Raw genomic sequence first — 22,701 nt, forward strand, 5'->3', positions numbered from 1 at the left:
CTTCACTCCCGATGGTCGTGGGTCTGGGTGATATGCCCTTGTTCCACGTGGAACAAGGCAACTGGCGTTTCGCTTTGCCAGCCGTCCCTCAGTAAGTCGTCATCTACGCAGGTGATGAAAACCTGGCAGTTCAATTCTTCAAGCAAGCGGCACAAGGCTCTACGATGTTGCTCGTCCAGCTCGGACGGCAAATCATCCACCAGGTAAATGCACTGGCCGCGACGAGCCTGGCTGACCAGATGTCCTTGCGCGATCCGCAAGGCGCAGACAACCAGTTTCTGCTGTCCCCTGGAAAGGATATCCGCAGCGTTGTGGGTACCGAGTCTCAGGCGAAGATCCGCTCGTTGCGGCCCGGCCTGGGTATGACCGAGGTGTTGGTCACGCACCAATGACGAAGCAAGAACGTCCATCAGGTCGCGATCCTTGTCCCAGCCTCGGTAATAGCTCAACGTGAGTCCCTTGAGGTCGATCAATTCGCTCAGAATCTGCTCGAAGACCGGTTTCAAGGACTTGATATAGTCACGGCGGAAGTCGTCTATTTCTGCACTGGCCAAACACAATTCCCGGTCCCAGGCAGCTTGAGAAGCTGGGTCGATTGTACCATGCCGTAGCCAGGAGTTTCTTTGTCGCAGCGCCTTCTGCAGACGTTGCCAGGTAGCCAGGAAGCGAGGTTCCACGTGGAACACGCCCCAATCGAGAAACTGCCTTCGGATCTTCGGCGCACCTTCAAGCAAACGAAAACTGTCTGGGTTGATCAGCTGCAACGGCAGTATTTCGGCAAGCTGCGCGGTGCTTCTGGCATTTTGTCCGTCGATGCGGATGGAGAATTCTCCGTGACGGTCTCTTGAGATGCCCAGATTGCTGACGCCACCCTCGAGCAAATCGACCTGGCCAAAGACGGTGCAGGTAGGCTGGTCATCCTGGATGACCGGGTTCAGGCGCGTGCTGCGAAATGAGCGTGCAAGGCCCAGCAGATGGATAGCCTCCAAAACGCTGGTCTTACCGCTGCCGTTGGCGCCATACAGGATGTTGATACGCGGGGAGGGGTTGAAGGTCACCGGGTGCAGGTTGCGCACCGCGGTGACGGAAACGCGTCGAAGAGACATTCAGCCTACTGCGGATCAGAGACGCATCGGCATGACAACATAGGACGAATCGTCGTTGCCCGCTTCTTGCAAAAGCGCACTGCTGTTTGAATCGGACAATATCAGACGCACCTGCTCGGTGGTCATCACACCCAGCACATCCAGCAGATAGCTGACGTTGAAACCGATTTCCAGCGAGGCGCCGTTATAGTCGACGCTGATTTCCTCTTCCGCTTCTTCCTGCTCAGGGTTGTTGGCCTGGATCTTCATCTGGCCGCTGGCAAGCTGCAGGCGAATGCCTCGATATTTCTCGTTCGAGAGAATTGCGGTGCGGCTGAAGGCTTCGCGCAACAGCTGTCGATCACCGATAACCAGTTTGTCGCCACCCTTGGGCAGGACACGTTCGTAATCGGGGAACTTGCCATCCACCAGCTTCGAGGTGAAGGTGAACTCGCCGGTCGTCGCGCGGATATGATGCTGGCCCAGCACGATACTGACCATGCCCTCCGGGTCGGTAAGCAACCGCGCCAGCTCAAGGATGCCCTTGCGTGGCACGATCACCTGGTGCCGGTCGGCCTGACCGACCGGCGCATGCATGGCGCACAAGGCCAGCCTGTGGCCATCGGTAGCCACGGCGCGCAAGGTATCGGTGGACACTTCGAGCAGCATGCCGTTGAGGTAGTAGCGCACGTCCTGCTGGGCCATGGCGAAGCTGGTGCGCTCGATCAGGCGACGCAGTCGACTCTGTTCGAGATTGCAGGTCAACGAGCCGGGGCCTTCCTCGACCGTAGGGAAATCGTTGGCTGGCAGCGTGGATAGGGTGAAACGGCTTCGGCCGGCCTTGACCAGCAGCTTCTGCTCGTCGAGCTTGATATCGATCAGCACATCGCTGGGCAGGCTCTTGCAGATGTCCATGAGCTTGCGCGCCGGCACGGTGATCTCGCCCGGTTCGGCGGGCTCTTCGAGTTGTACGCGGCCGATGAGCTCGACTTCCAGGTCGGTACCGGTCAGCGAAAGCTGCTGGCCCTGGACGACCAGCAGCACATTGGACAATACCGGCAAGGTCTGGCGGCGCTCGACGACGCCCGCGACCAGTTGCAGGGGTTTCAACAGGGCTTCACGTTGAATGGTGAAATGCATGGTCTAGTCCTTGCCTTCAAAAAGCTGTGCTGACGGGCTTCAGGTCGTCAGCGTACGCAGCAGGTTCTTGTAGTCCTCGCGAATGTCCGCGTCGGATTCCTTGAGTTCGTTGATCTTGCGGCACGCATGCAAGACCGTGGTGTGGTCGCGTCCGCCGAACATGTCGCCGATTTCCGGCAGGCTGTGGTTGGTCAGTTCCTTGGACAAGGCCATGGCCACCTGGCGAGGACGCGCCACCGACCGGGATCGGCGCTTGGACAGCAGATCGGAGATCTTGATCTTGTAGTACTCGGCCACGGTGCGCTGGATGTTATCCACGCTCACCAGCTTGTCCTGCAGGGCCAGCAGATCCTTGAGCGACTCGCGAATCAGCTCGATGGTGATGTCACGGCCCATGAAATGGGAGTGGGCAATGACCCGCTTCAAGGCGCCTTCGAGTTCACGCACGTTGGAGCGGATGCGCTGGGCGATGAAGAAGGCCGCATCATGCGGCAGCTCGACCTTGGCCTGATCGGCCTTCTTCATGAGGATGGCCACGCGGGTCTCGAGTTCGGGTGGCTCGACCGCCACGGTCAGCCCCCAGCCGAAACGCGACTTGAGGCGCTCCTCGAGTCCTTCGATCTCCTTGGGGTACCGGTCACTGGTGAGAATGACTTGCTGGCCACCTTCGAGCAGGGCGTTGAACGTGTGGAAGAACTCTTCCTGAGAACGTTCCTTGCGCGCGAAGAACTGGATGTCGTCGATCAGCAGAGCGTCCACCGAGCGGTAGAAGCGCTTGAACTCGTTGATCGCATTGAGCTGCAAGGCCTTGACCATGTCGGCGACGAATCGCTCCGAATGCAGGTAGACGACCTTGGCATTGGGGTTCTTCTTCAGCAGATGGTTGCCGACGGCATGCATCAGGTGGGTCTTGCCCAGGCCTACGCCTCCATAAAGGAAGAGTGGGTTGTAACCATGCTTGGGGTTGTCCGCGACCTGCCAGGCCGCGGCACGCGCCAGCTGGTTGGACTTGCCCTCGACGAATGTCTCGAAGGTGAACGTGCGGTTCAGGTAGCTGGTGTGCTTGAGCGCGCCCTCGACCTGCACCGTGCGCGGCTCGGCGCGACCACCGGCGGGAGGAGCGGGGGGCGCTGGTGCCTCGTCCAGGGTTTCGAAACTGTCCTGAATCACCGCGCCGTCGCCGTCGATGACCGGTGTCGTGGCCACCGCAGCTGCGGCAGCAGGTTCGTTCCGCTCCGCGGGCTTGGCCGACTGCTGCGCCAGCGATTGTGCCACTGCCGCGCTTACCGGGGCATTGGGCGCGGCTCGCGGCGCCGAGCTGCGGCGACTGCCTATCAACAAGGAGAGTGCAGGCATGCTGCCGCTGCCGTGCTCACCCAACAGCTCCAGGAGACGGCCTAGGTACTTTTCATTGACCCAGTCGAGTACGAACCGGTTGGGTGCGTACACACGCAACTCGTCGCCCTCGGCTTCGACCTGAAGCGGACGGATCCAGGTGTTGAATTGCTGGGCAGGCAGTTCGTCGCGCAAAAGCTCCACGCATTGCTGCCAAAGTTCCACTGACACGGATATCCCCTGATTGAAAGCCATACGGCAAATACAAGCGGCCTATTGTAGCGGGCGCAGGTCCACTTATCCACATGCGGCTTCGCGTCGCGCACCGTTGATCGCCCCGAACAGTCCCTTTCGATCCCTTCAGGATTGTGGGTAAGCTCTGTGGATAAACCCACCTGAGCACTATGCACAACCCTACCGGAAAGCCTGTGGATAATATCGGTGTGGATAAGACACCATTTAATCCACAGACTTTTACCAGCCTCGTCACATCCGCAGCACCTGTTACCGACAGGGTTGAAATCTCGGCAAAGCCCCGTGATAACGGCTCCACACCTACTTATCCACAGAAACAGGTCGCCTTAAGCGTTATAAGTTCTTCAGAAAAGCTTTTATATGTCTCTCTTATTTTTTCTGTTTCATCCTCCCGCCGACAAGCTACCGCCTGTCCGGAATCGCTCGTTCGGGTTGCATTCCTTATAGGGACAGCTGGTTGGAAATTGACCTACGGCCTTCGTTTCTCTAGAATCGCCGGTCTCTTAAAACGGGGGCCATTCCGGCCCGTTGTCGACGAACCAGGTAACACGCCATGAAACGTACTTTCCAACCAAGCACCATCAAGCGCGCTCGCACTCACGGTTTCCGTGCTCGTATGGCTACCAAGAATGGCCGCGCCGTTCTGTCGCGTCGTCGTGCCAAAGGCCGCAAGCGTCTGGCCATCTGATTTTCCGGCACAGGTGGTGAGTCAGGACTTCAGTCGGGAAAAGCGACTGCTTACACCCCGACATTTCAAAGCGGTCTTCGACTCCCCAACCGGCAAGGTTCCAGGGAAAAACCTGCTTATCCTTGCCCGCGAGAACGGGCTGGATCATCCACGGCTTGGCCTGGTGATCGGCAAGAAGAGCGTCAAGCTCGCCGTTCAGCGCAATCGTCTCAAACGCTTGATGCGCGATTCCTTCCGACTGAACCAGCAGATGCTTGCAGGTTGGGATATCGTGATCGTCGCGCGCAGAGGGTTGGGCGAGACAGAAAACCCAGAATTGCACCAACACTTCGCGAAACTCTGGAAGCGCCTGGTCCGCATTCGGCCCACTCCAGCGCCGAATGCCGATTCCGCAAGGGTAGACAGTCACGATGCGTAAGCTGGCCCTCGTTCCGATCCAGTTCTACCGTTACGCCATCAGTCCATTGATGGCCAGTCACTGTCGTTTCTACCCCTCCTGTTCCTGTTACGCCTATGAAGCCATCGAGACACACGGCCTCTTGCGTGGCGGGTGGCTGACCGTTCGTCGCCTGGGACGCTGTCACCCCTGGAATGACGGCGGATTCGACCCGGTTCCGCCTGCCGCTTCCTCCCGAACCCCTTCGATAGCCGAGTAATCATGGATATTAAACGCACGATCCTGATCGTCGCCCTGGCAATCGTGTCCTATGTACTGGTTCTCAAGTGGAACCAGGACTATGGCCAAGCTGCCCTGCCGACCCAGACTGCTTCCAGCAACGTGGCTCCAGCCCTGCCTGATACCGTTCCGGCCGGCAACGATGGCGCGAACGCCGACGTGCCGAGCACCGGTACCGACTCCAGCCCTGCCGAACTGGCGCCTGCCGCTGTCAGCAAGGACCTGGTACGGGTCAGGACCGATGTGCTCGACCTGGCTATCGATCCGGTTGGTGGTGACATCGTCCAGCTCAACCTGCCGCAGTACCCGCGTCGCCAGGACCATCCGGACATTCCGTTCCAGCTGTTCGACAATGGCAACGAACGCACCTACCTGGCCCAGAGCGGTCTGACCGGTGTCAACGGTCCCGATGCCCGCGCCTCCGGTCGTCCGCTCTACAGCGTCGAGCGGCGCAGCTACCAGCTCGCCGATGGCCAGGAGCAGCTGGACGTCGATCTCAAGTTCAGCGCCAACGGTGTCAACTACACCAAGCGCTTCAGCTTCAAGCGTGGCGAGTACGACCTGACCGTCACCTACCTGATCGACAACCAGAGTGGCCAGGCCTGGACCGGCAACCTGTTCGCCCAGCTCAAGCGCGACGCCAGTTCCGACCCTTCCTCGAGCACAGCCACCGGCACCGCCACCTATCTGGGCGCGGCCTTGTGGACGAGTTCGGAGCCCTACAAGAAAGTATCGATGAAGGACATCGACAAGGGCAGCCTGAAGGAAACCGTCGCTGGTGGCTGGGTCGCCTGGCTGCAGCATTACTTCGTGACCGCCTGGATTCCCGAGAAGTCGGACAGCAACATCGTCCAGACCCGCAAGGACAGCCAGGGCAACTACATCATCGGCTACACCGGACCTGCGCTGAACGTGGCAGCGGGCGCGCAGGCTCAGACCAGCGCGACGCTGTATGCGGGGCCGAAGATCCAGTCCAAGCTCAAGGAGTTGTCCCCAGGCCTGGAACTGACCGTCGACTACGGCTTCCTCTGGTTCATTGCCCAGCCGATCTTCTGGCTGCTGCAACATATCCACAGCCTGCTGGGTAACTGGGGCTGGTCCATCATCGTCCTGACCATGCTGATCAAGGGCCTGTTCTTCCCGCTCTCGGCTGCCAGCTATCGTTCGATGGCGCGCATGCGCGCGGTTTCGCCTCGCCTGCAGGCGCTGAAGGAACAATTCGGCGATGATCGCCAGAAGATGTCCCAGGCAATGATGGAGCTGTACAAGAAGGAGAAGATCAATCCGCTGGGCGGCTGTCTGCCGATCCTGGTGCAGATGCCGGTCTTCCTGGCCTTGTACTGGGTCTTGCTGGAAAGCGTCGAGATGCGTCAGGCTCCGTGGATCCTGTGGATCACCGACCTGTCGATCAAGGATCCGTTCTTCATCCTGCCGATCATCATGGGCGCGACCATGTTCCTCCAGCAGCGTCTGAACCCGACCCCACCGGACCCGATGCAGGCCAAGGTGATGAAAATGATGCCGATCATCTTCACCTTCTTCTTCCTGTGGTTCCCGGCAGGTCTCGTGCTGTACTGGGTGGTGAACAATTGCCTGTCCATCACCCAGCAGTGGTTCATCACTCGCAGGATCGAAGCAGGCAAGAAAGCCACTGCCTGATGGCAGACTGCGCTAGCCTGTGAATGAAACGCCCCTTCGGGGGCGTTTTTGTTATCTGTCGAATCGTCGTAGAGGCTTGCAAGCATGAACACCACGCGTGAAACCATTGCCGCCATCGCCACGGCCCAAGGACGTGGCGGAGTCGGTATCGTAAGGCTATCCGGTCCGCTTGCCGGAAAGGTCGGGCAAGCCGTCACCGGACGCAGCCTGACGCCACGCCATGCCCACTATGGCCCGTTGCGTGGCGGAGACGGACAAGTCCTCGACGAGGGCATCTCGTTATTCTTCCCGGGACCGCATTCGTTTACCGGGGAGGATGTGCTCGAACTGCATGGACATGGCGGCCCGGTGGTCCTGGACATGTTGCTGCAGGCCTGTGTGCAACATGGTTGCAGGCTTGCCCGTCCTGGCGAGTTCAGCGAGCGGGCTTTTCTCAATGACAAGCTCGACCTGGCCCAGGCCGAAGCCATCGCCGACCTCATCGAAGCCAGTTCGGCCCAGGCGGCACGCAATGCCTTGCGTTCGCTGCAAGGGGCGTTCTCGCAACGTGTGCACAAGCTCAACGAAGCGCTCATCGCCTTGCGGATCTATGTCGAGGCGGCGATCGACTTTCCCGAGGAAGAGATCGACTTTCTGGCCGACGGACATGTGCTGTCGATGCTCGACGCCGTCCGCCAAGAGTTGTCCACAGTACGGCACGAGGCCGGGCAGGGCGCTCTGCTGCGCGATGGCATGACCGTGGTGATCGCCGGCCGGCCGAACGCCGGCAAGTCCAGCCTGCTGAACCTGCTGGCCGGACGTGAAGCCGCCATCGTGACCGATATCGCCGGCACCACTCGAGACATTCTTCGTGAACATATCCACATCGATGGCATGCCACTGCATGTGGTGGATACCGCGGGTCTGCGTGCCACCGAGGACCAGGTGGAGCAGATAGGCGTGCAGCGCGCCCTCAAAGCGATTGGTGAAGCCGACCGGATCCTGCTGGTCGTCGACAGTACCGCGCCGGAAGCGAACGATCCCTTCGCCCTGTGGCCGGAATTCCTCGCCGAGCGACCGGATGCCGCCAAGGTCACCCTGATCAGGAACAAGGCCGACCTGAGTGGCGAGGTGGTCGGGCTCGAGCAAAGCGCCGACGGCCACGTCACGCTCACCTTGAGTGCCAACCAGGACGCCATGAGCCTCGATCTGTTGCGCGAACATCTCAAGTCCTGCATGGGGTATGAACAGACCGCCGAAAGCAGCTTCAGCGCTCGCCGACGTCATCTCGAAGCGCTGCGCCAGGCCAGTTCGCATCTGGAGCACGGGCGTGACCAGCTGACTCTGGCTGGTGCTGGTGAATTGTTGGCCGAAGACTTGCGCCAGGCGCAGCACGCGCTTGGCGAGATCACTGGCGCCTTCAGCTCGGATGATCTGCTCGGCCGTATCTTCTCGAGTTTCTGTATCGGTAAATAGCTCACAGCTGGTCGGCGTCCCTCAGTGACGTCGGCCTTTCTCGTTCGCTTCCAGCCCTGCTTGCCCTTCCGGCTTCCCTCCAGTGCGAACGTATGACCCCATCCAAGCGCGTCCCATCCTTCGGAGCCCTGTGGAAAACCTATCGGCAGCTCCGTTGATAACCCGTCCAGCATGCCTGTGCATAAACCGCCCTGTGCATAACGAACCATTCAGTCCACAGGATGAACAGAGTTATACAGAGGGTTCAGGGCCTTTGGATAACAGCTTTCAAAATCTCTGTACATCGTGCAAACAAAGGCTTGTAGAGATTTATCCACAGAAGGTGTGGTGCTTAAGAATAAACATAAAAACAAGCTTTTCTTAATTTCTCTTCATGATGTCTATTGCTTGCCGTTCATCCACAGGCTGATCAAAAATTGTCCAAACGCTTTCCTGTAACCCTCTGAAGTCCCTATACTTGGCGGCTTACCTTCTCTATTCGCGAAACAGGCACGAGGTGCGTGGTGGATTTCCCTTCCCGTTTTGAAGTGATCGTCATCGGCGGCGGCCATGCCGGTACCGAGGCTGCGCTTGCGTCGGCACGCATGGGGGCCAAGACCCTGTTGCTGACCCATAACGTGGAAACCCTCGGTCACATGAGCTGTAACCCAGCAATTGGTGGCATTGGCAAGAGCCATCTGGTCAAGGAGATCGATGCGCTCGGTGGTGCCATGGCGTTGGCCACCGACAAGAGCGGCATCCAGTTCCGCGTCCTGAACAACCGCAAGGGCCCGGCGGTACGCGCTACTCGCGCCCAGGCCGACCGCGCCATCTACAAGGCGGTCGTGCGGGAGATCCTGGAAAACCAGCCCAACCTGTGGATATTCCAGCAGTCGTGCGACGACCTGATCGTCGAGCAGGACCAGGTCAAGGGCGTGGTGACCCAGATGGGCCTGCGCTTCTTCGCCGATGCCGTGGTGCTGACCACCGGGACCTTCCTTGGCGGGCTTATCCACATCGGTCTGCAGAACCATTCCGGCGGCCGCGCCGGTGATCCACCGTCGATCGCCCTGGCGCATCGCCTGCGCGAGCTGCCGCTGCGGGTCGGCAGGCTCAAGACCGGGACGCCGCCACGTATCGATGGCCGCTCGGTGGACTACTCGGTGATGACCGAACAGCCAGGCGATACGCCCATCCCGGTAATGTCCTTCATGGGTAGCGCCGACCTGCACCCACGGCAGGTCAGTTGCTGGATCACCCACACCAACGCGCGTACCCACGAGATCATCGCTGCCAATCTCGATCGCTCGCCGATGTATTCAGGCATGATCGAAGGCATCGGCCCGCGCTACTGCCCGTCGATCGAGGACAAGATCCATCGTTTCGCCGACAAGCAGAGCCACCAGGTGTTCATAGAGCCCGAAGGCCTGACGACCCACGAGCTGTATCCCAACGGGATCTCCACTTCGCTGCCGTTCGACGTGCAGCTGGAAGTCGTCCGTTCGATCCGCGGCATGGAAAACGCCCATATCGTCCGTCCCGGCTATGCCATCGAATACGATTACTTCGATCCGCGTGACCTCAAGTACAGCCTCGAGACCAAGGTCATCGGAGGCCTGTTCTTCGCCGGGCAGATCAACGGCACCACCGGCTACGAAGAAGCCGGCGCGCAGGGCCTGCTGGCCGGTACCAACGCCGCCTTGCGCGCGCAGGGCCGTGAAAGCTGGTGTCCACGCCGCGACGAGGCCTACATCGGAGTGCTGGTCGATGACCTGATCACCCTGGGCACCCAGGAGCCGTACCGCATGTTCACTTCGCGCGCCGAATACCGTCTGATCCTGCGCGAAGACAACGCCGACCTGCGCCTGACCGAGCAAGGCCGTGAACTGGGGTTGATCGACGACGCTCGCTGGGCGGCCTTCTGCAGCAAACGCGAAGGCATCGAACGCGAGGAACAACGTCTCAGGAGCACCTGGGTTCGCCCAAACACGCCCCAGGGCGAAGCGATCGCCGAACGCTTCGGCACGCCGCTGAGTCACGAATACAACCTGCTCAGCCTGCTGACTCGTCCGGAAGTGGACTACGCCGGGCTGGTCGAGGCGACAGGGGCCGCGCTGGTCGATCCCCAGGTTGCCGAGCAGGTGGAAATCAAGACCAAGTACGCCGGCTACATCGATCGGCAGCAGGAAGAAATCGCCCGCCTGCGGGCCAGCGAAGATACTCGCCTGCCTGTGGATATCGACTATTCCGGCATCTGCGGACTGTCCAAGGAGATCCAGGGCAAGCTCAGCCAGGCGCGTCCGGAAACGCTCGGCCAGGCGTCCCGGATCCCTGGCGTGACGCCGGCGGCGATTTCCCTGTTGCTCATCCATCTGAAAAAGCGTGGCGCTGGCCGCGAACTGGAGCAAAGCGCTTGAATGCCCTGGTCACCCCGCAACATGCACAAGAGTTGTCCACAGGTGCCCGCGAGCTGGGCGTGAAGCTGGATGCCCAGCAGCAGCAGCGGCTGCTGGATTACCTGGCGTTGCTGATCAAGTGGAACAGAGCGTACAACCTGACGGCCGTACGTGACCCTGACGAGATGGTGTCTCGACATTTGCTCGACAGCCTCAGCGTCATGTCGTTTATCCACAGCGACACCCAGCACTGGCTGGATGTCGGCAGCGGCGGGGGCATGCCCGGCATCCCGCTGGCCATTCTCCATCCTGGCAAGCAGGTCACCCTGCTTGACAGCAACGGCAAGAAGACCCGTTTCCTGACTCAGGTGAAGATGGAGCTGGGCCTGGACAACCTGCAGGTTATCCACAGCCGGGTCGAAGCGTTCCAGCCGCCACGGCCTTTCTGCGGAATCATATCCCGTGCATTCAGCAGCATGGAAAACTTCACCGGCTGGACACGTCACCTTGGCGACGTCGAAACGCGCTGGCTTGCAATGAAAGGGCTGCATCCTGCCGATGAACTGGTAGCATTGCCGGCAGACTTCACAGTGGAAAGCGAACACGCCTTGACCGTACCGGGTTGCCAAGGCCAACGCCATCTACTGATACTGCGCCGCAAGGCATGACTGGGAACACACGCAACAATGGCTAAGGTATTCGCAATCGCGAACCAGAAGGGTGGCGTGGGCAAGACCACCACCTGCATCAATCTTGCCGCATCGCTGGCCGCGACCAAGCGCCGGGTGCTGCTGATCGATCTCGATCCACAGGGCAACGCCACCATGGGCAGCGGCGTGGACAAGCACGTGCTGGAGCACTCGGTGTATGACCTGCTGATCGGCGAGTGCGACCTCGCCCAGGCCATGCACTTCTCCGAGCACGGCAACTACCAGTTGCTGCCGGCCAACCGGGATCTCACCGCGGCCGAGGTGGTGTTGCTCGAGATGCAGGTCAAGGAGAGTCGTCTGCGCAATGCGCTGGCGCCGATCCGCGACAACTACGACTACATCCTCATCGACTGCCCGCCGTCGCTGTCGATGCTCACGCTCAACGCCCTGGTCGCCTCCGACGGGGTGATCATCCCCATGCAGTGCGAGTATTACGCGCTCGAGGGCCTGAGCGACCTGGTCGACAACATCAAGCGCATCGCCGCCAAGCTCAATCCCGCACTGAAGATCGAGGGCCTGCTGCGAACCATGTACGATCCGCGCCTGAGCCTGAACAACGATGTTTCCGCCCAGCTCAAAGAGCACTTCGGCGAGCAGCTCTACGACACCGTCATCCCGCGAAACATCCGGCTTGCCGAGGCGCCCAGTTTCGGGATGCCGGCCCTGGCCTACGACAAGCAGTCGCGTGGCGCCCAGGCCTACCTGGCGCTCGCCGGCGAGCTGGTCCGTCGCCAACGTCGTCAATCCCGTACTGCACAGACAAGTTAAGGAACCCGCATGGCCGTCAAGAAACGGGGTCTCGGACGTGGATTGGACGCACTGCTCAGTGGTCCTTCCGTCAGCGCGCTCGAGGAGCAGGCTGTCAAGATCGACCAGAAGGAGCTGCAGCAGCTGCCTGTGGACCTGATCCAGCGTGGCAAGTACCAGCCGCGCCGCGACATGGACCCGCAGGCGCTGGAGGAACTGGCGCATTCGATTCGCAGCCATGGCGTGATGCAGCCGATCGTGGTACGTCCGATCGAAGGCGGTCGCTACGAGATCATCGCCGGCGAGCGCCGCTGGCGCGCGACCCAGCAGGCTGGCCTGGAGAGCATCCCGGCAATGGTTCGCGAAGTGCCGGACGAGGCGGCCATCGCCATGGCGCTGATCGAGAACATCCAGCGCGAAGACCTCAACCCGCTCGAGGAAGCGATGGCGTTGCAGCGTCTTCAACAGGAATTCGAGCTGACCCAGCAGCAAGTCGCCGATGCGGTCGGCAAGTCGCGGGTGACGGTGGCCAACCTGTTGCGCCTGATCAGCTTGCCTGATGAGATCAAGACCATGCTCGCCCATGGCGACCTGGAGATGGGGCATGCCCGCGCGCTGCTCGGTCTGGACGAAGAACGACAGGTCGAAGGGGCGCGACATGTTGTCGCACGTGGGCTGACCGTGCGGCAGACCGAAGCACTGGTCCGGCAGTGGCTCACTGGCAAGCCCGAACCGGTGGAACCGGCTCGTCCCGACCCCGACATCGCACGCCTGGAGCAGCGGCTCGCAGAGCGCCTGGGCTCGGCGGTACAGATACGCCACGGCAACAAGGGCAAGGGCCAGCTGGTGATTCGCTACAACTCGCTGGACGAGTTGCAGGGTGTCCTTGCACACATTCGCTGAAACAATTGCCATTGTAGCGCGTAGTCGGAAATCACTACCCGATAGTTGAATAGGGGTGGATCCCCCCCTATACTCTGCGCGCATTTTGTCGGCACAAATTATGCCAAGTCATCGCTGGCTGGCAGGTCGACTTTCGAGGAGCAGCAGTGATGGAAACACGCACGCCGAACCGCTTGCCATTCCATCGCTGGGCGGTCTTTCCGGTACTGCTGGCTCAATGCATCGTGTTTCTGCTGGCAGCAATGGTGTTGTGGCAGTGGCAAGGCGCGGTCAGCGGATACTCGGGCCTCTGCGGAGGGCTGATCGCCTGGCTGCCGAACGTGTATTTCGCCTGGAAGGCCTTTCGCTACAGCGGGGCCAGGGCAGCGCAGGCCATCGTCAGGTCGTTCTACGCGGGCGAGGCAGGCAAATTGATTATGACGGCAGTGCTGTTCGCATTGACCTTCGCAGGAGTGAAGCCATTGGCGCCGTTGGCAGTATTCGGCGTCTTCGTGCTGACCTTGTCGGTCAGCTGGTTCACGCCCCTGCTGATGAATAAAAGACTTTCGAGACCTTAGGGCGTTTGAGGCAACCATGGCAGCAGAAACCGCTTCGGGCTATATCCAGCACCACTTGCAGAACCTGACCTACGGTCAACTACCAGACGGCAGCTGGGGCTTCGCCCATTCGGCCGCCGAAGCCAAGGCAATGGGCTTCTGGGCGTTCCACCTGGACACCCTGGGCTGGTCCGTCGCGCTGGGTCTGATCTTCCTGTTCATCTTCCGCATGGCGGCGAAGAAAGCCACCTCCGGCCAGCCGAGCGGCCTGCAGAACTTCGTCGAAGTGCTGGTCGACTTCGTCAACGGCAGCGTCAAGGACTCGTTCCACGGTCGCAGCGCGGTCATCGCCCCGCTGGCCTTGACCATCTTCGTCTGGGTGTTCCTGATGAACGCCATCGACCTGGTGCCGGTCGACTGGATCCCGCAGCTGGCCATCCTGATCTCGGGTGACCCGCACATCCCGTTCCGCGCGGTCTCGACCACCGACCCGAACGCGACCCTGGCCATGGCGTTCTGCGTGTTCGCCCTGATCATCTTCTACAGCATCAAGGTCAAGGGCCTGGGCGGGTTCATCGGCGAGCTGACCCTACACCCGTTCGGCAGCAAGAACATCTTCGTGCAGATCCTGCTGATCCCGGTCAACTTCCTGCTCGAGTTCGTCACCCTGATCGCCAAGCCGATCTCGCTGGCGCTGCGTCTGTTCGGCAACATGTATGCCGGCGAGCTGGTGTTCATCCTGATCGCGGTGATGTTCGGTGCCGGCATCCTCTGGCTCAGCGGCCTGGGCGTGGTGCTGCAGTGGGCGTGGGCGGTGTTCCACATCCTGATCATCACCCTGCAAGCCTTCATCTTCATGATGCTGACCATCGTCTACCTGTCGATGGCCCATGAAGATAACCATTAAGACCGCCTGGCGTGTCTGAAGGCCTTCCTCGCTCGTCCGGGAGGAAGGCCGGAATAAGTCCGCAAGGGCAGTTGTACCTGACGATTTGTTTTACCGCTTCAAACTAAAAACCTAACCAATACGACGTAAAAGTCGGGAGGAAAGATGGAAACTGTAGTTGGTCTTACCGCTATCGCTGTTGCTCTGCTGATCGGTCTGGGTGCTCTGGGCACCGCCATTGGTTTCGGCCTGCTGGGCGGCAAGTTCCTGGAAGGTGCTGCTCGTCAGCCAGAGATGGTTCCGATGCTGCAGGTCAAGATGTTCATCGTCGCCGGTCTGCTCGACGCCGTGACCATGATCGGTGTTGGTATCGCTCTGTTCTTCACCTTCGCAAACCCCTTCGTTGGTCAGATCGCCGGCTAATCACTCGTTTCCAACGAGTGGATGGCTGTGATGAACAAAGACCGAGCGAGGTGTTGGCGTGAACATTAATGCAACCCTGATTGGCCAATCCGTTGCTTTCCTGATTTTTGTCGTCTTCTGCATGAAGTACGTGTGGCCTCCGGTCATCACCGCTCTGCAGGATCGCCAGAAGAAGATTGCCGATGGTTTGGACGCTGCCAACCGCGCTGCTCGCGATCTGGAGCTGGCCCAGGAGAAAGTGGGTCAGCAACTGCGCGAAGCAAAGGCACAGGCGGCTGAAATCATTGAGCAGGCCAAGAAACGCGCTGCTCAGCTTGTCGAGGAAGCCCGTGATCAGGCTCGCGTCGAAGCTGACCGTGTGAAGGCTCAGGCTCAGGCCGAGATCGAACAGGAGCTCAACAGCGTCAAGGACGCCCTGCGTGCCCAAGTGGGCAGCCTGGCGGTCGGCGGTGCTGAAAAGATCCTTGGCGCCACAATCGATCAAAACGCGCATGCGGAGCTGGTTAACAAACTGGCCGCTGAAATTTAAGCGAGGGCGATCATGGCAGAACTGACCACGTTGGCCCGACCTTACGCTAAGGCTGCCTTCGAGCACGCCCAGGCCCATCAGCAGCTGGCCAATTGGTCAGCCATGCTCGGCCTGGCTGCTGCGGTGTCGGAAGACGACACCATGCAGCGCCTGCTCAAGGCCCCGCGACTGACGAGCGCAGAAAAGGCCGCCACTTTCATTGAAGTGTGCGGTGACAAGTTCGACGAACAGGCACGGAATTTCATTCATGTTGCCGCGGAAAACGACCGTCTCCTGCTGTTGCCGGAGATCGCCAACCTGTTCGAGCTGTACAAGGCCGAGCAGGAAAGATCCGTGGACGTGGAAGTCACCAGTGCTTTTGCGTTGAACCAAGAACAGCAAGACAAACTCGCCAAGGTTCTCAGTGCACGGCTAGGCCAGGAAGTGCGCCTGCACGCGTCGGAGGATGCCAGCCTGATCGGCGGTGTCATCATCCGCGCCGGCGACCTGGTAATCGATGGCTCTGTTCGCGGCAAGATCGCGAAACTGGCCGAAGCATTGAAATCTTGAGTTTGAAGGGGCAGCAGAGCAATGCAGCAACTCAATCCTTCCGAAATTAGTGAAATCATCAAGGGCCGCATCGAGAAACTCGATGTCAGCTCCCAAGCCCGTAACGAAGGTACCGTTGTCAGCGTTTCCGACGGTATCGTGCGGATCCACGGTCTGGCCGACGTCATGTACGGCGAAATGATCGAGTTCCCGGGCGGCGTGTACGGCATGGCCCTGAACCTGGAGCAAGACTCCGTGGGCGCGGTCGTGCTGGGCGCGTACACCACCCTCGCCGAGGGCATGAGCGCCAAGTGCACCGGCCGCATCCTGGAGGTTCCGGTCGGCAAGGAACTGCTGGGTCGCGTCGTCGATGCACTGGGCAACCCGATCGATGGCAAGGGCCCGCTGAACAACACCGAGACCGACGCTGTCGAGAAGGTCGCTCCAGGCGTGATCTGGCGTAAGTCGGTAGACCAGCCTGTACAGACTGGCTACAAGGCCGTGGACGCCATGATCCCTGTCGGCCGTGGCCAGCGCGAGCTGATCATCGGTGACCGTCAGATCGGCAAGACCGCGATGGCGGTCGATGCGATCATCAACCAGAAAGACAGCGGCATCTTCTGCGTCTACGTGGCCGTCGGCCAGAAGCAGTCGACCATCGCCAACGTCGTGCGCAAGCTGGAAGAGAACGGCGCCCTGGCCAACACCATCGTCGTGGCTGCCAGTGCTTCGGAATCCGCCGCGCTGCAGTTCCTGGCACCTTATGCCGGCTGCACCATGGGCGAATTCTTCCGTGACCGCGGCGAAGACGCGCTGATCGTCTACGATGACCTGTCCAAGCAGGCTGTCGCCTACCGTCAGATCTCCCTGCTGCTGCGCCGTCCACCAGGACGCGAAGCATATCCAGGTGACGTGTTCTATCTCCACTCCCGCCTGCTGGAGCGTGCTTCGCGCGTTTCCGAGGAATACGTCGAGAAGTTCACCAACGGTGCCGTGACCGGCAAGACCGGCTCGCTGACCGCGCTGCCGATCATCGAGACCCAGGCTGGCGACGTTTCCGCGTTCGTTCCGACCAACGTGATCTCCATCACCGACGGTCAGATCTTCCTGGAATCGGCCATGTTCAACTCGGGCATCCGCCCTGCAGTGAACGCCGGTGTGTCGGTATCCCGTGTCGGTGGTGCCGCTCAGACCAAGATCATCAAGAAGCTGTCCGGTGGTATTCGTACCGCGCTGGCCCAGTACCGTGAACTGGCGGCCTTCGCCCAGTTCGCCTCGGACCTGGACGAAGCGACCCGCAAGCAGCTGGAGCATGGTCAGCGCGTTACCGAGCTGATGAAGCAGAAGCAGTATGCTCCGATGTCCATCGCGGACATGGCGCTGTCGCTGTACGCCGCCGAGCGTGGCTTCCTGACCGACGTCGAAATCGCCAAGATCGGCAGCTTCGAGCAAGCGCTGATCGCCTACTTCAACCGCGATCACGCCGACCTGATGGCCAAGATCAACGTGAAAGGTGACTTCAACGACGAAATCGACGCTGGCATGAAAGCCGGCATCGAGAAGTTCAAGGCCACCCAGACCTGGTAAGCCGCAGCGGGGGCCCGGCCCCCGCTTGCTAACCTGATAGGTGATACATGGCAGGCGCAAAAGAGATTCGCAGTAAGATTGCGAGCATCAAAAGCACGCAAAAGATTACCAGCGCCATGGAGAAAGTGGCGGTCAGCAAGATGCGCAAGGCACAAACGCGCATGGCTGCTAGCCGTCCTTACGCGGAGCGTATCCGCCAGGTGATCGGTCATCTGGCCAACGCCAACCCGGAATACCGCCACCCGTTCATGATCGAGCGCGCCGTCAAGCGCGTCGGTTACATCGTGGTGAGCAGCGACCGTGGTCTGTGCGGCGGCTTGAATACCAACCTGTTCAAGGCCCTGGTCAAGGACATGAACGCCAACCGCGAACAGGGCGTGGAAATCGACCTGTGCGTGATCGGCAGCAAGGGTGCGGCATTCTTCCGCAGCTTTGGCGGCAACGTCGTGGCCGCGATCAGCCACCTGGGCGAAGAGCCGTCGATCAACGATCTGATCGGCAGCGTCAAGGTGATGCTGGACGCCTACCTCGATGGCCGTATCGATCGCCTCTCCGTGGTGTCGAACAAGTTCATCAATACCATGACTCAACAACCGACGGTCGAGCAACTGGTACCGTTGGTGGCAACCCCGGATCAGGAACTCAAGCACCACTGGGACTACCTGTACGAACCCGACGCCAAGGAGCTGCTGGACGGCCTGATGGTGCGTTACGTGGAGTCGCAGGTCTACCAGGCGGTGGTCGAGAACAATGCGGCCGAACAGGCTGCCCGGATGATCGCCATGAAGAACGCCACAGACAACGCCGGTGACCTGATCAGCGACCTCCAGCTGATCTACAACAAGGCGCGTCAGGCTGCGATCACCCAGGAGATCTCGGAAATCGTCGGCGGCGCTGCCGCGGTTTAACGGTTCACATATTCAGAGGATCCAGCTATGAGTAGCGGACGCATCGTTCAAATCATCGGCGCCGTCATCGACGTGGAATTCCCACGCGACGTGGTACCGAGTGTATACAACGCGCTGAAGGTAGAAGGCGCGCAAACCACCCTGGAAGTTCAGCAGCAGCTGGGCGACGGCGTGGTTCGTACCATCGCAATGGGTTCGACCGAAGGCCTCAAGCGTGGCCTGAGCGTTGCCGACACTGGCGCTGCGATCGCAGTACCGGTCGGCAAGGCGACCCTGGGTCGCATCATGGACGTCCTGGGTAACCCCATCGACGAAGCCGGTCCGATCGGTGAAGAAGAGCGCTGGGGCATCCACCGTGCCGCGCCTTCGTTCGCAGAACAAGCAGGCGGCAACGACCTGCTGGAAACCGGCATCAAGGTCATCGACCTGGTCTGCCCGTTCGCCAAGGGCGGCAAGGTAGGCCTGTTCGGTGGCGCCGGCGTCGGCAAGACCGTCAACATGATGGAACTGATCCGTAACATCGCCATCGAGCACAGCGGTTATTCCGTGTTCGCTGGTGTGGGCGAGCGTACTCGTGAGGGTAACGACTTCTACCACGAGATGAAGGACTCGAACGTACTGGACAAGGTCGCACTGGTCTACGGCCAGATGAACGAGCCACCAGGAAACCGTCTGCGCGTCGCTCTGACCGGCCTGACCATGGCCGAGAAGTTCCGTGACGAAGGCAACGACGTTCTGCTGTTCGTCGACAACATCTACCGTTACACCCTGGCCGGTACCGAAGTATCCGCACTGCTGGGCCGTATGCCTTCGGCAGTAGGCTACCAGCCGACCCTGGCCGAGGAGATGGGTGTCCTGCAGGAGCGCATCACCTCCACCAAGCAGGGCTCGATCACTTCGATCCAGGCCGTATACGTACCTGCGGACGACCTGACCGACCCGTCGCCAGCCACCACCTTCGCCCACCTGGACGCTACCGTCGTTCTGTCGCGTGACATCGCCTCCCTGGGTATCTACCCAGCGGTCGATCCACTGGACTCGACCTCGCGCCAGCTGGACCCGAACGTGATCGGCACCGAGCACTACGAGACCGCGCGTGGCGTGCAGTACGTACTGCAGCGCTACAAGGAGCTCAAGGACATCATCGCGATCCTGGGTATGGACGAACTGTCCGAATCCGACAAGCAGCTGGTATCCCGCGCTCGTAAGATCCAGCGCTTCCTTTCCCAGCCGTTCTTCGTGGCAGAAGTCTTCACCGGCTCGCCAGGCAAGTACGTTTCGCTGAAAGACACCATCGCTGGCTTCAGCGGCATTCTCAAGGGTGACTACGACCACCTGCCGGAACAAGCGTTCTACATGGTCGGCAGCATCGAAGAAGCGGTCGAGAAAGCCAAGAAACTGTAATCCCGGCGCCTCGCAAGGGGCGCTAATCAGGTTGAGGCAAGCAGATGGCTATGACAGTCCATTGCGATATCGTCAGCGCGGAAGGAGAGATTTTCTCCGGTCTGGTCGAGATGGTGATTGCGCACGGCAACCTGGGTGATCTCGGTATCACCCCAGGCCACGCCCCGCTCATCACCAATCTGAAGCCGGGTCCGATCACGCTGACCAAGCAGGGTGGCGAGCGCGAGGTGTTCTACATCTCCGGTGGCTTCCTCGAAGTGCAGCCGAACATGGTCAAGGTGCTTGCCGATACCGTGCAACGTGCTGCAGACCTGGACGAGGCTTCGGCTCAGGAAGCGGTCAAGGCCGCCGAAAAGGCCCTGCACGAAAAAGGCGCCGACTTCGACTACGGAGCCGCCGCCGCACGTCTGGCCGAGGCCGCAGCCCAGCTGCGTACCGTCCAGCAGATTCGCAAGAAGTTCGGTGGCTGATGTCACTGGCTTCGCGCCGATTGAGAAAAAGGGTAGCCATCGGCTACCCTTTTTCTTTTTCCGTCACTCATAACCGGTCATCGCTGACCGCCCAGGATTGGTAGCCAGTCAATGTCACTCGATATCGTAATTCTCGCTGCAGGCCAAGGTACCCGCATGCGCTCTGCGCTGCCCAAGGTGTTGCATCCGGTTGCTGGCAACTCGATGCTCGGTCACGTCATCCACAGCGCGCGCCAGTTGCAGCCGCAGGGCATCCATGTGGTCATCGGGCATGGCGCCGAGCTGGTCCGTGAACGCCTGGCCGCCGATGACCTGAATTTCGTCCTGCAGGACAAGCAGCTCGGTACTGGCCACGCGGTGGCCCAGGCGCTGCCGGCACTGTCTGCCGATACCGTGCTGATCCTCTACGGCGACGTGCCGCTGATCGAAGTGGAAACTCTGCAGCGGTTGCTGGCCAAGGTGAACGATCGTCAGTTGGGCCTGTTGACCGTCTCGCTGGAAGATCCGACCGGGTACGGCCGTATCGTGCGCGACGAACGCGGTGAGGTGACGGCGATCGTCGAGCACAAGGACGCCAGCGAAGCCCAGCGCGCGATCAAGGAAGGCAATACCGGAATCCTCGCAGTCCCGGCTGCGCGGCTTGCCGACTGGCTGAGCCGGTTGTCCAACGACAATGCGCAAGGCGAGTATTACCTGACCGACGTGATCGCCATGGCGGTCGCCGATGACCTGGTGGTAGCCACCGAGCAACCGCAGGATCCGATGGAAGTGCAGGGTGCCAACGACCGTCGGCAACTGGCCGAGCTCGAGCGTCACTTCCAGCTGCGCGAAGGCCGTCGCCTCATGGCCCAGGGCGTGACCCTACGTGACCCGGCACGCTTCGACGTACGTGGGCAGGTGACGGTCGGTCGTGACGTGCTGATCGATGTCAACGTGGTCCTCGAAGGCAAGGTGGTGCTCGAGGATGGCGTGCAGATCGGTCCGAACTGTGTGATAAAGGACAGTACGCTGCGCAGGAACGCAGTGGTCAAGGCCAACAGTCACCTGGAGGGCGCCGTACTGGGCGAGGGCAGCGATGCTGGTCCGTTCGCTCGCCTGCGCCCTGGCAGCGTGCTCGAAGCCCGTGCGCATGTGGGTAACTTCGTGGAACTGAAGAACGCTCACCTCGGCGAAGGCGCCAAAGCCGGTCATCTGTCCTACCTGGGCGATGCCGAGATCGGCGCACGCACCAACATCGGTGCCGGGACCATCACTTGCAACTACGATGGTGCCAACAAATTCAAGACGGTAATGGGCGAGGACGTCTTCATCGGTTCCAACAATTCCCTGGTGGCGCCGGTGGAAATCCAGGCAGGCGCGACCACGGCGGCGGGCTCTACCATCACCCAGTCGGTGGAAGCCAGGCAACTGGCCGTGGCCCGTGGTCGTCAGCGCAATATCGATGGCTGGAAACGTCCGGAAAAGATCCGCAAGGACTGATATCCACAGGAGCATGAAAAAACCGACTTATGTGAATAAGTCGGTTTTTTCGTCTCTGGCCGGCAGTTTCTGTCCACAATCAAATGACTTGACGAAAGGCCCGCTTTAGGTTTTGATTGCAACCATTATCTTTCGAATCGAAACTTAAAGCGGTCATGTCGAAACGAAACACGCCCCAGCGTCGTCACAACATCCTGGCCTTGCTCAACGAAATGGGCGAGGTGAGCGTCGATGCCCTGGCCAAACGCTTCGAGACCTCGGAGGTCACCATTCGCAAGGACTTGGCCGCGCTCGAGGCCAACGGTCTGCTGCTCCGTCGCTATGGCGGCGCCATCACCATGCCTCAGGAACTGCTGGCCGATTCGGTCCAGCCCGTTTCCCTGTACAAGCAAGCCATCGCCAGGGCTGCGGTAGGGCGCATCCGCGAGCATGCGCGGATCATCATCGACAGCGGCAGCACCACGGCCGCGATGATTCCCGAACTGGGACGGCAGCCAGGCCTGGTAGTCATGACCAATTCCTTGAACGTCGCCCAAGCCATCAGCGAACTCGAGCACGAGCCCGTCTTGCTCATGACCGGCGGCACCTGGGATCCGCATTCCGAATCCTTCCAGGGGCAGGTCGCCGAACAGGTGCTGCGCTCCTACGACTTCGACCAGCTGTTCATCGGTGCCGACGGCATCGACCTGGACCGCGGCACCACCACCTTCAACGAACTGCTCGGCCTGAGCCGAGTGATGGCCGAAGTGGCTCGCGAGGTGATCGTCATGGTCGAGTCCGACAAGGTCGGCCGCAAGATCCCCAACCTCGAACTGCCGTGGAACAGTATCAATACCCTTGTCACCGATGACCGCCTGCCCGCAGAGGCGCGCGAACAGATTCAAGCCCGCGGCGTAAACCTGATCTGCGCCGCTCTCAGCTAG

At 60.5% G+C, this 22,701-nt stretch carries 23 protein-coding genes; 20 read left to right on the top strand and 3 right to left on the bottom strand.

The features are described 5' to 3' along the window. Positions 1-2 precede the first annotated feature (2 nt). The 3 genes from recF to dnaA are packed head-to-tail and all read right to left on the bottom strand — an operon-like array spanning position 3 to position 3,791. The gene (gene recF, locus ACY8GK_RS15875; protein ID WP_462401601.1) at positions 3-1,106 is read right to left on the bottom strand and encodes a DNA replication/repair protein RecF; all 1,104 of its coding nucleotides are present in this window, start codon (positions 1,104-1,106) and stop codon (positions 3-5) included. Positions 1,107-1,121: 15 nt separating this feature from the next. After that, positions 1,122-2,225, bottom strand: coding sequence for a DNA polymerase III subunit beta (gene dnaN, locus ACY8GK_RS15880; protein WP_196175392.1), 1,104 nt, complete (start codon positions 2,223-2,225; stop codon positions 1,122-1,124). 39 nt (positions 2,226-2,264) lie between these two features. Beyond that, entirely contained in the window at positions 2,265-3,791 is a 1,527-nt protein-coding gene (gene dnaA / locus ACY8GK_RS15885) for a chromosomal replication initiator protein DnaA (protein WP_196175390.1), read from the bottom strand. Positions 3,792-4,368: 577 nt separating this feature from the next. On the opposite strand from dnaA, the gene rpmH reads away from it, so the two are divergent. The 20 genes from rpmH (at position 4,369) to ACY8GK_RS15985 (ending at position 22,701) form a co-directional block, all read left to right on the top strand. Next, the gene (gene rpmH / locus ACY8GK_RS15890; protein ID WP_003253163.1) at positions 4,369-4,503 is read left to right on the top strand and encodes a 50S ribosomal protein L34; all 135 of its coding nucleotides are present in this window, start codon (positions 4,369-4,371) and stop codon (positions 4,501-4,503) included. Between the two features lie 13 nt (positions 4,504-4,516). Beyond that, positions 4,517-4,921: a ribonuclease P protein component gene (rnpA, locus tag ACY8GK_RS15895; RefSeq protein ID WP_462403033.1), complete on the top strand. Its 405-nt coding sequence runs from the start codon at positions 4,517-4,519 to the stop codon at positions 4,919-4,921. After that, positions 4,914-5,159 (top strand): membrane protein insertion efficiency factor YidD, encoded by a 246-nt coding sequence (gene yidD / locus ACY8GK_RS15900; protein ID WP_196175388.1) that lies wholly within the window; start codon positions 4,914-4,916, stop codon positions 5,157-5,159. Before rnpA ends, yidD begins: the two co-directional genes overlap by 8 nt. A gap of 2 nt (positions 5,160-5,161) precedes the next feature. After that, positions 5,162-6,838 carry a membrane protein insertase YidC gene (gene yidC, locus ACY8GK_RS15905; protein ID WP_462401602.1) on the top strand — a complete coding sequence of 559 codons (1,677 nt, stop codon included), beginning with the start codon at positions 5,162-5,164 and terminating at the stop codon, positions 6,836-6,838. 84 nt (positions 6,839-6,922) lie between these two features. Continuing rightward, on the top strand, positions 6,923-8,293 hold the full coding sequence (mnmE, locus tag ACY8GK_RS15910) for a tRNA uridine-5-carboxymethylaminomethyl(34) synthesis GTPase MnmE (protein WP_462401603.1): 1,371 nt from the start codon (positions 6,923-6,925) through the stop codon (positions 8,291-8,293). Between the two features lie 503 nt (positions 8,294-8,796). Further along, positions 8,797-10,689 (top strand): tRNA uridine-5-carboxymethylaminomethyl(34) synthesis enzyme MnmG, encoded by a 1,893-nt coding sequence (mnmG, locus tag ACY8GK_RS15915; RefSeq protein ID WP_462401604.1) that lies wholly within the window; start codon positions 8,797-8,799, stop codon positions 10,687-10,689. Further along, entirely contained in the window at positions 10,686-11,336 is a 651-nt protein-coding gene (gene rsmG / locus ACY8GK_RS15920) for a 16S rRNA (guanine(527)-N(7))-methyltransferase RsmG (RefSeq protein ID WP_462401605.1), read from the top strand. Before mnmG ends, rsmG begins: the two co-directional genes overlap by 4 nt. 18 nt (positions 11,337-11,354) lie before the next feature. Further along, positions 11,355-12,146: a ParA family protein gene (locus tag ACY8GK_RS15925; protein ID WP_196175378.1), complete on the top strand. Its 792-nt coding sequence runs from the start codon at positions 11,355-11,357 to the stop codon at positions 12,144-12,146. Positions 12,147-12,155: 9 nt separating this feature from the next. Further along, a complete protein-coding gene (locus ACY8GK_RS15930; RefSeq protein WP_196175376.1) occupies positions 12,156-13,028 on the top strand; it encodes a ParB/RepB/Spo0J family partition protein in 873 nt (290 codons plus the stop codon). A 149-nt stretch (positions 13,029-13,177) separates the two neighbouring features. After that, a complete protein-coding gene (locus ACY8GK_RS15935) occupies positions 13,178-13,585 on the top strand; it encodes a F0F1 ATP synthase subunit I (protein WP_196175373.1) in 408 nt (135 codons plus the stop codon). Positions 13,586-13,601: 16 nt separating this feature from the next. Then, positions 13,602-14,471, top strand: a complete 870-nt coding sequence (gene atpB / locus ACY8GK_RS15940) for a F0F1 ATP synthase subunit A (protein WP_196175371.1) — start codon at positions 13,602-13,604, stop codon at positions 14,469-14,471. Positions 14,472-14,615: 144 nt separating this feature from the next. Continuing rightward, the gene (gene atpE / locus ACY8GK_RS15945; protein ID WP_003097235.1) at positions 14,616-14,873 is read left to right on the top strand and encodes a F0F1 ATP synthase subunit C; all 258 of its coding nucleotides are present in this window, start codon (positions 14,616-14,618) and stop codon (positions 14,871-14,873) included. A 58-nt stretch (positions 14,874-14,931) separates the two neighbouring features. Further along, positions 14,932-15,402, top strand: coding sequence for a F0F1 ATP synthase subunit B (locus ACY8GK_RS15950; RefSeq protein ID WP_196175369.1), 471 nt, complete (start codon positions 14,932-14,934; stop codon positions 15,400-15,402). Between the two features lie 12 nt (positions 15,403-15,414). Then, complete coding sequence (locus ACY8GK_RS15955) at positions 15,415-15,951, top strand: F0F1 ATP synthase subunit delta (protein WP_462401606.1); 537 nt, start codon at positions 15,415-15,417, stop codon at positions 15,949-15,951. Between the two features lie 21 nt (positions 15,952-15,972). Next, a complete protein-coding gene (atpA, locus tag ACY8GK_RS15960) occupies positions 15,973-17,517 on the top strand; it encodes a F0F1 ATP synthase subunit alpha (protein ID WP_196175364.1) in 1,545 nt (514 codons plus the stop codon). Positions 17,518-17,564: 47 nt separating this feature from the next. Further along, on the top strand, positions 17,565-18,425 hold the full coding sequence (gene atpG / locus ACY8GK_RS15965) for a F0F1 ATP synthase subunit gamma (protein ID WP_196175362.1): 861 nt from the start codon (positions 17,565-17,567) through the stop codon (positions 18,423-18,425). A 27-nt stretch (positions 18,426-18,452) separates the two neighbouring features. Next, positions 18,453-19,829 carry a F0F1 ATP synthase subunit beta gene (atpD, locus tag ACY8GK_RS15970; protein WP_196175360.1) on the top strand — a complete coding sequence of 459 codons (1,377 nt, stop codon included), beginning with the start codon at positions 18,453-18,455 and terminating at the stop codon, positions 19,827-19,829. Between the two features lie 44 nt (positions 19,830-19,873). Beyond that, positions 19,874-20,299, top strand: coding sequence for a F0F1 ATP synthase subunit epsilon (locus tag ACY8GK_RS15975; RefSeq protein ID WP_196175357.1), 426 nt, complete (start codon positions 19,874-19,876; stop codon positions 20,297-20,299). Positions 20,300-20,410: 111 nt separating this feature from the next. Next, on the top strand, positions 20,411-21,778 hold the full coding sequence (gene glmU, locus ACY8GK_RS15980; protein WP_196175355.1) for a bifunctional UDP-N-acetylglucosamine diphosphorylase/glucosamine-1-phosphate N-acetyltransferase GlmU: 1,368 nt from the start codon (positions 20,411-20,413) through the stop codon (positions 21,776-21,778). Positions 21,779-21,933: 155 nt separating this feature from the next. Beyond that, the gene (locus ACY8GK_RS15985) at positions 21,934-22,701 is read left to right on the top strand and encodes a DeoR/GlpR family DNA-binding transcription regulator (RefSeq protein WP_196175353.1); all 768 of its coding nucleotides are present in this window, start codon (positions 21,934-21,936) and stop codon (positions 22,699-22,701) included.

It is taken from the genome of Pseudomonas sp. Marseille-QA0332, assembly GCF_054950175.1.

What these genes read in the sequence shown, in the direction of transcription:
- recF (WP_462401601.1), bottom strand. Translation starts at nt 1,106, where the DNA reads ATGTCTCTTCGACGCGTTTCCGTCACCGCGGTGCGCAACCTGCACCCG.
- dnaN (WP_196175392.1), bottom strand. Translation starts at nt 2,225, where the DNA reads ATGCATTTCACCATTCAACGTGAAGCCCTGTTGAAACCCCTGCAACTG.
- rpmH (WP_003253163.1), top strand. Translation starts at nt 4,369, where the DNA reads ATGAAACGTACTTTCCAACCAAGCACCATCAAGCGCGCTCGCACTCAC.
- yidD (WP_196175388.1), top strand. Translation starts at nt 4,914, where the DNA reads ATGCGTAAGCTGGCCCTCGTTCCGATCCAGTTCTACCGTTACGCCATC.
- yidC (WP_462401602.1), top strand. Translation starts at nt 5,162, where the DNA reads ATGGATATTAAACGCACGATCCTGATCGTCGCCCTGGCAATCGTGTCC.
- mnmE (WP_462401603.1), top strand. Translation starts at nt 6,923, where the DNA reads ATGAACACCACGCGTGAAACCATTGCCGCCATCGCCACGGCCCAAGGA.
- ACY8GK_RS15925 (WP_196175378.1), top strand. Translation starts at nt 11,355, where the DNA reads ATGGCTAAGGTATTCGCAATCGCGAACCAGAAGGGTGGCGTGGGCAAG.
- ACY8GK_RS15930 (WP_196175376.1), top strand. Translation starts at nt 12,156, where the DNA reads ATGGCCGTCAAGAAACGGGGTCTCGGACGTGGATTGGACGCACTGCTC.
- ACY8GK_RS15935 (WP_196175373.1), top strand. Translation starts at nt 13,178, where the DNA reads ATGGAAACACGCACGCCGAACCGCTTGCCATTCCATCGCTGGGCGGTC.
- atpB (WP_196175371.1), top strand. Translation starts at nt 13,602, where the DNA reads ATGGCAGCAGAAACCGCTTCGGGCTATATCCAGCACCACTTGCAGAAC.
- atpE (WP_003097235.1), top strand. Translation starts at nt 14,616, where the DNA reads ATGGAAACTGTAGTTGGTCTTACCGCTATCGCTGTTGCTCTGCTGATC.
- ACY8GK_RS15955 (WP_462401606.1), top strand. Translation starts at nt 15,415, where the DNA reads ATGGCAGAACTGACCACGTTGGCCCGACCTTACGCTAAGGCTGCCTTC.
- atpA (WP_196175364.1), top strand. Translation starts at nt 15,973, where the DNA reads ATGCAGCAACTCAATCCTTCCGAAATTAGTGAAATCATCAAGGGCCGC.
- atpG (WP_196175362.1), top strand. Translation starts at nt 17,565, where the DNA reads ATGGCAGGCGCAAAAGAGATTCGCAGTAAGATTGCGAGCATCAAAAGC.
- atpD (WP_196175360.1), top strand. Translation starts at nt 18,453, where the DNA reads ATGAGTAGCGGACGCATCGTTCAAATCATCGGCGCCGTCATCGACGTG.
- ACY8GK_RS15975 (WP_196175357.1), top strand. Translation starts at nt 19,874, where the DNA reads ATGGCTATGACAGTCCATTGCGATATCGTCAGCGCGGAAGGAGAGATT.
- glmU (WP_196175355.1), top strand. Translation starts at nt 20,411, where the DNA reads ATGTCACTCGATATCGTAATTCTCGCTGCAGGCCAAGGTACCCGCATG.
- ACY8GK_RS15985 (WP_196175353.1), top strand. Translation starts at nt 21,934, where the DNA reads ATGTCGAAACGAAACACGCCCCAGCGTCGTCACAACATCCTGGCCTTG.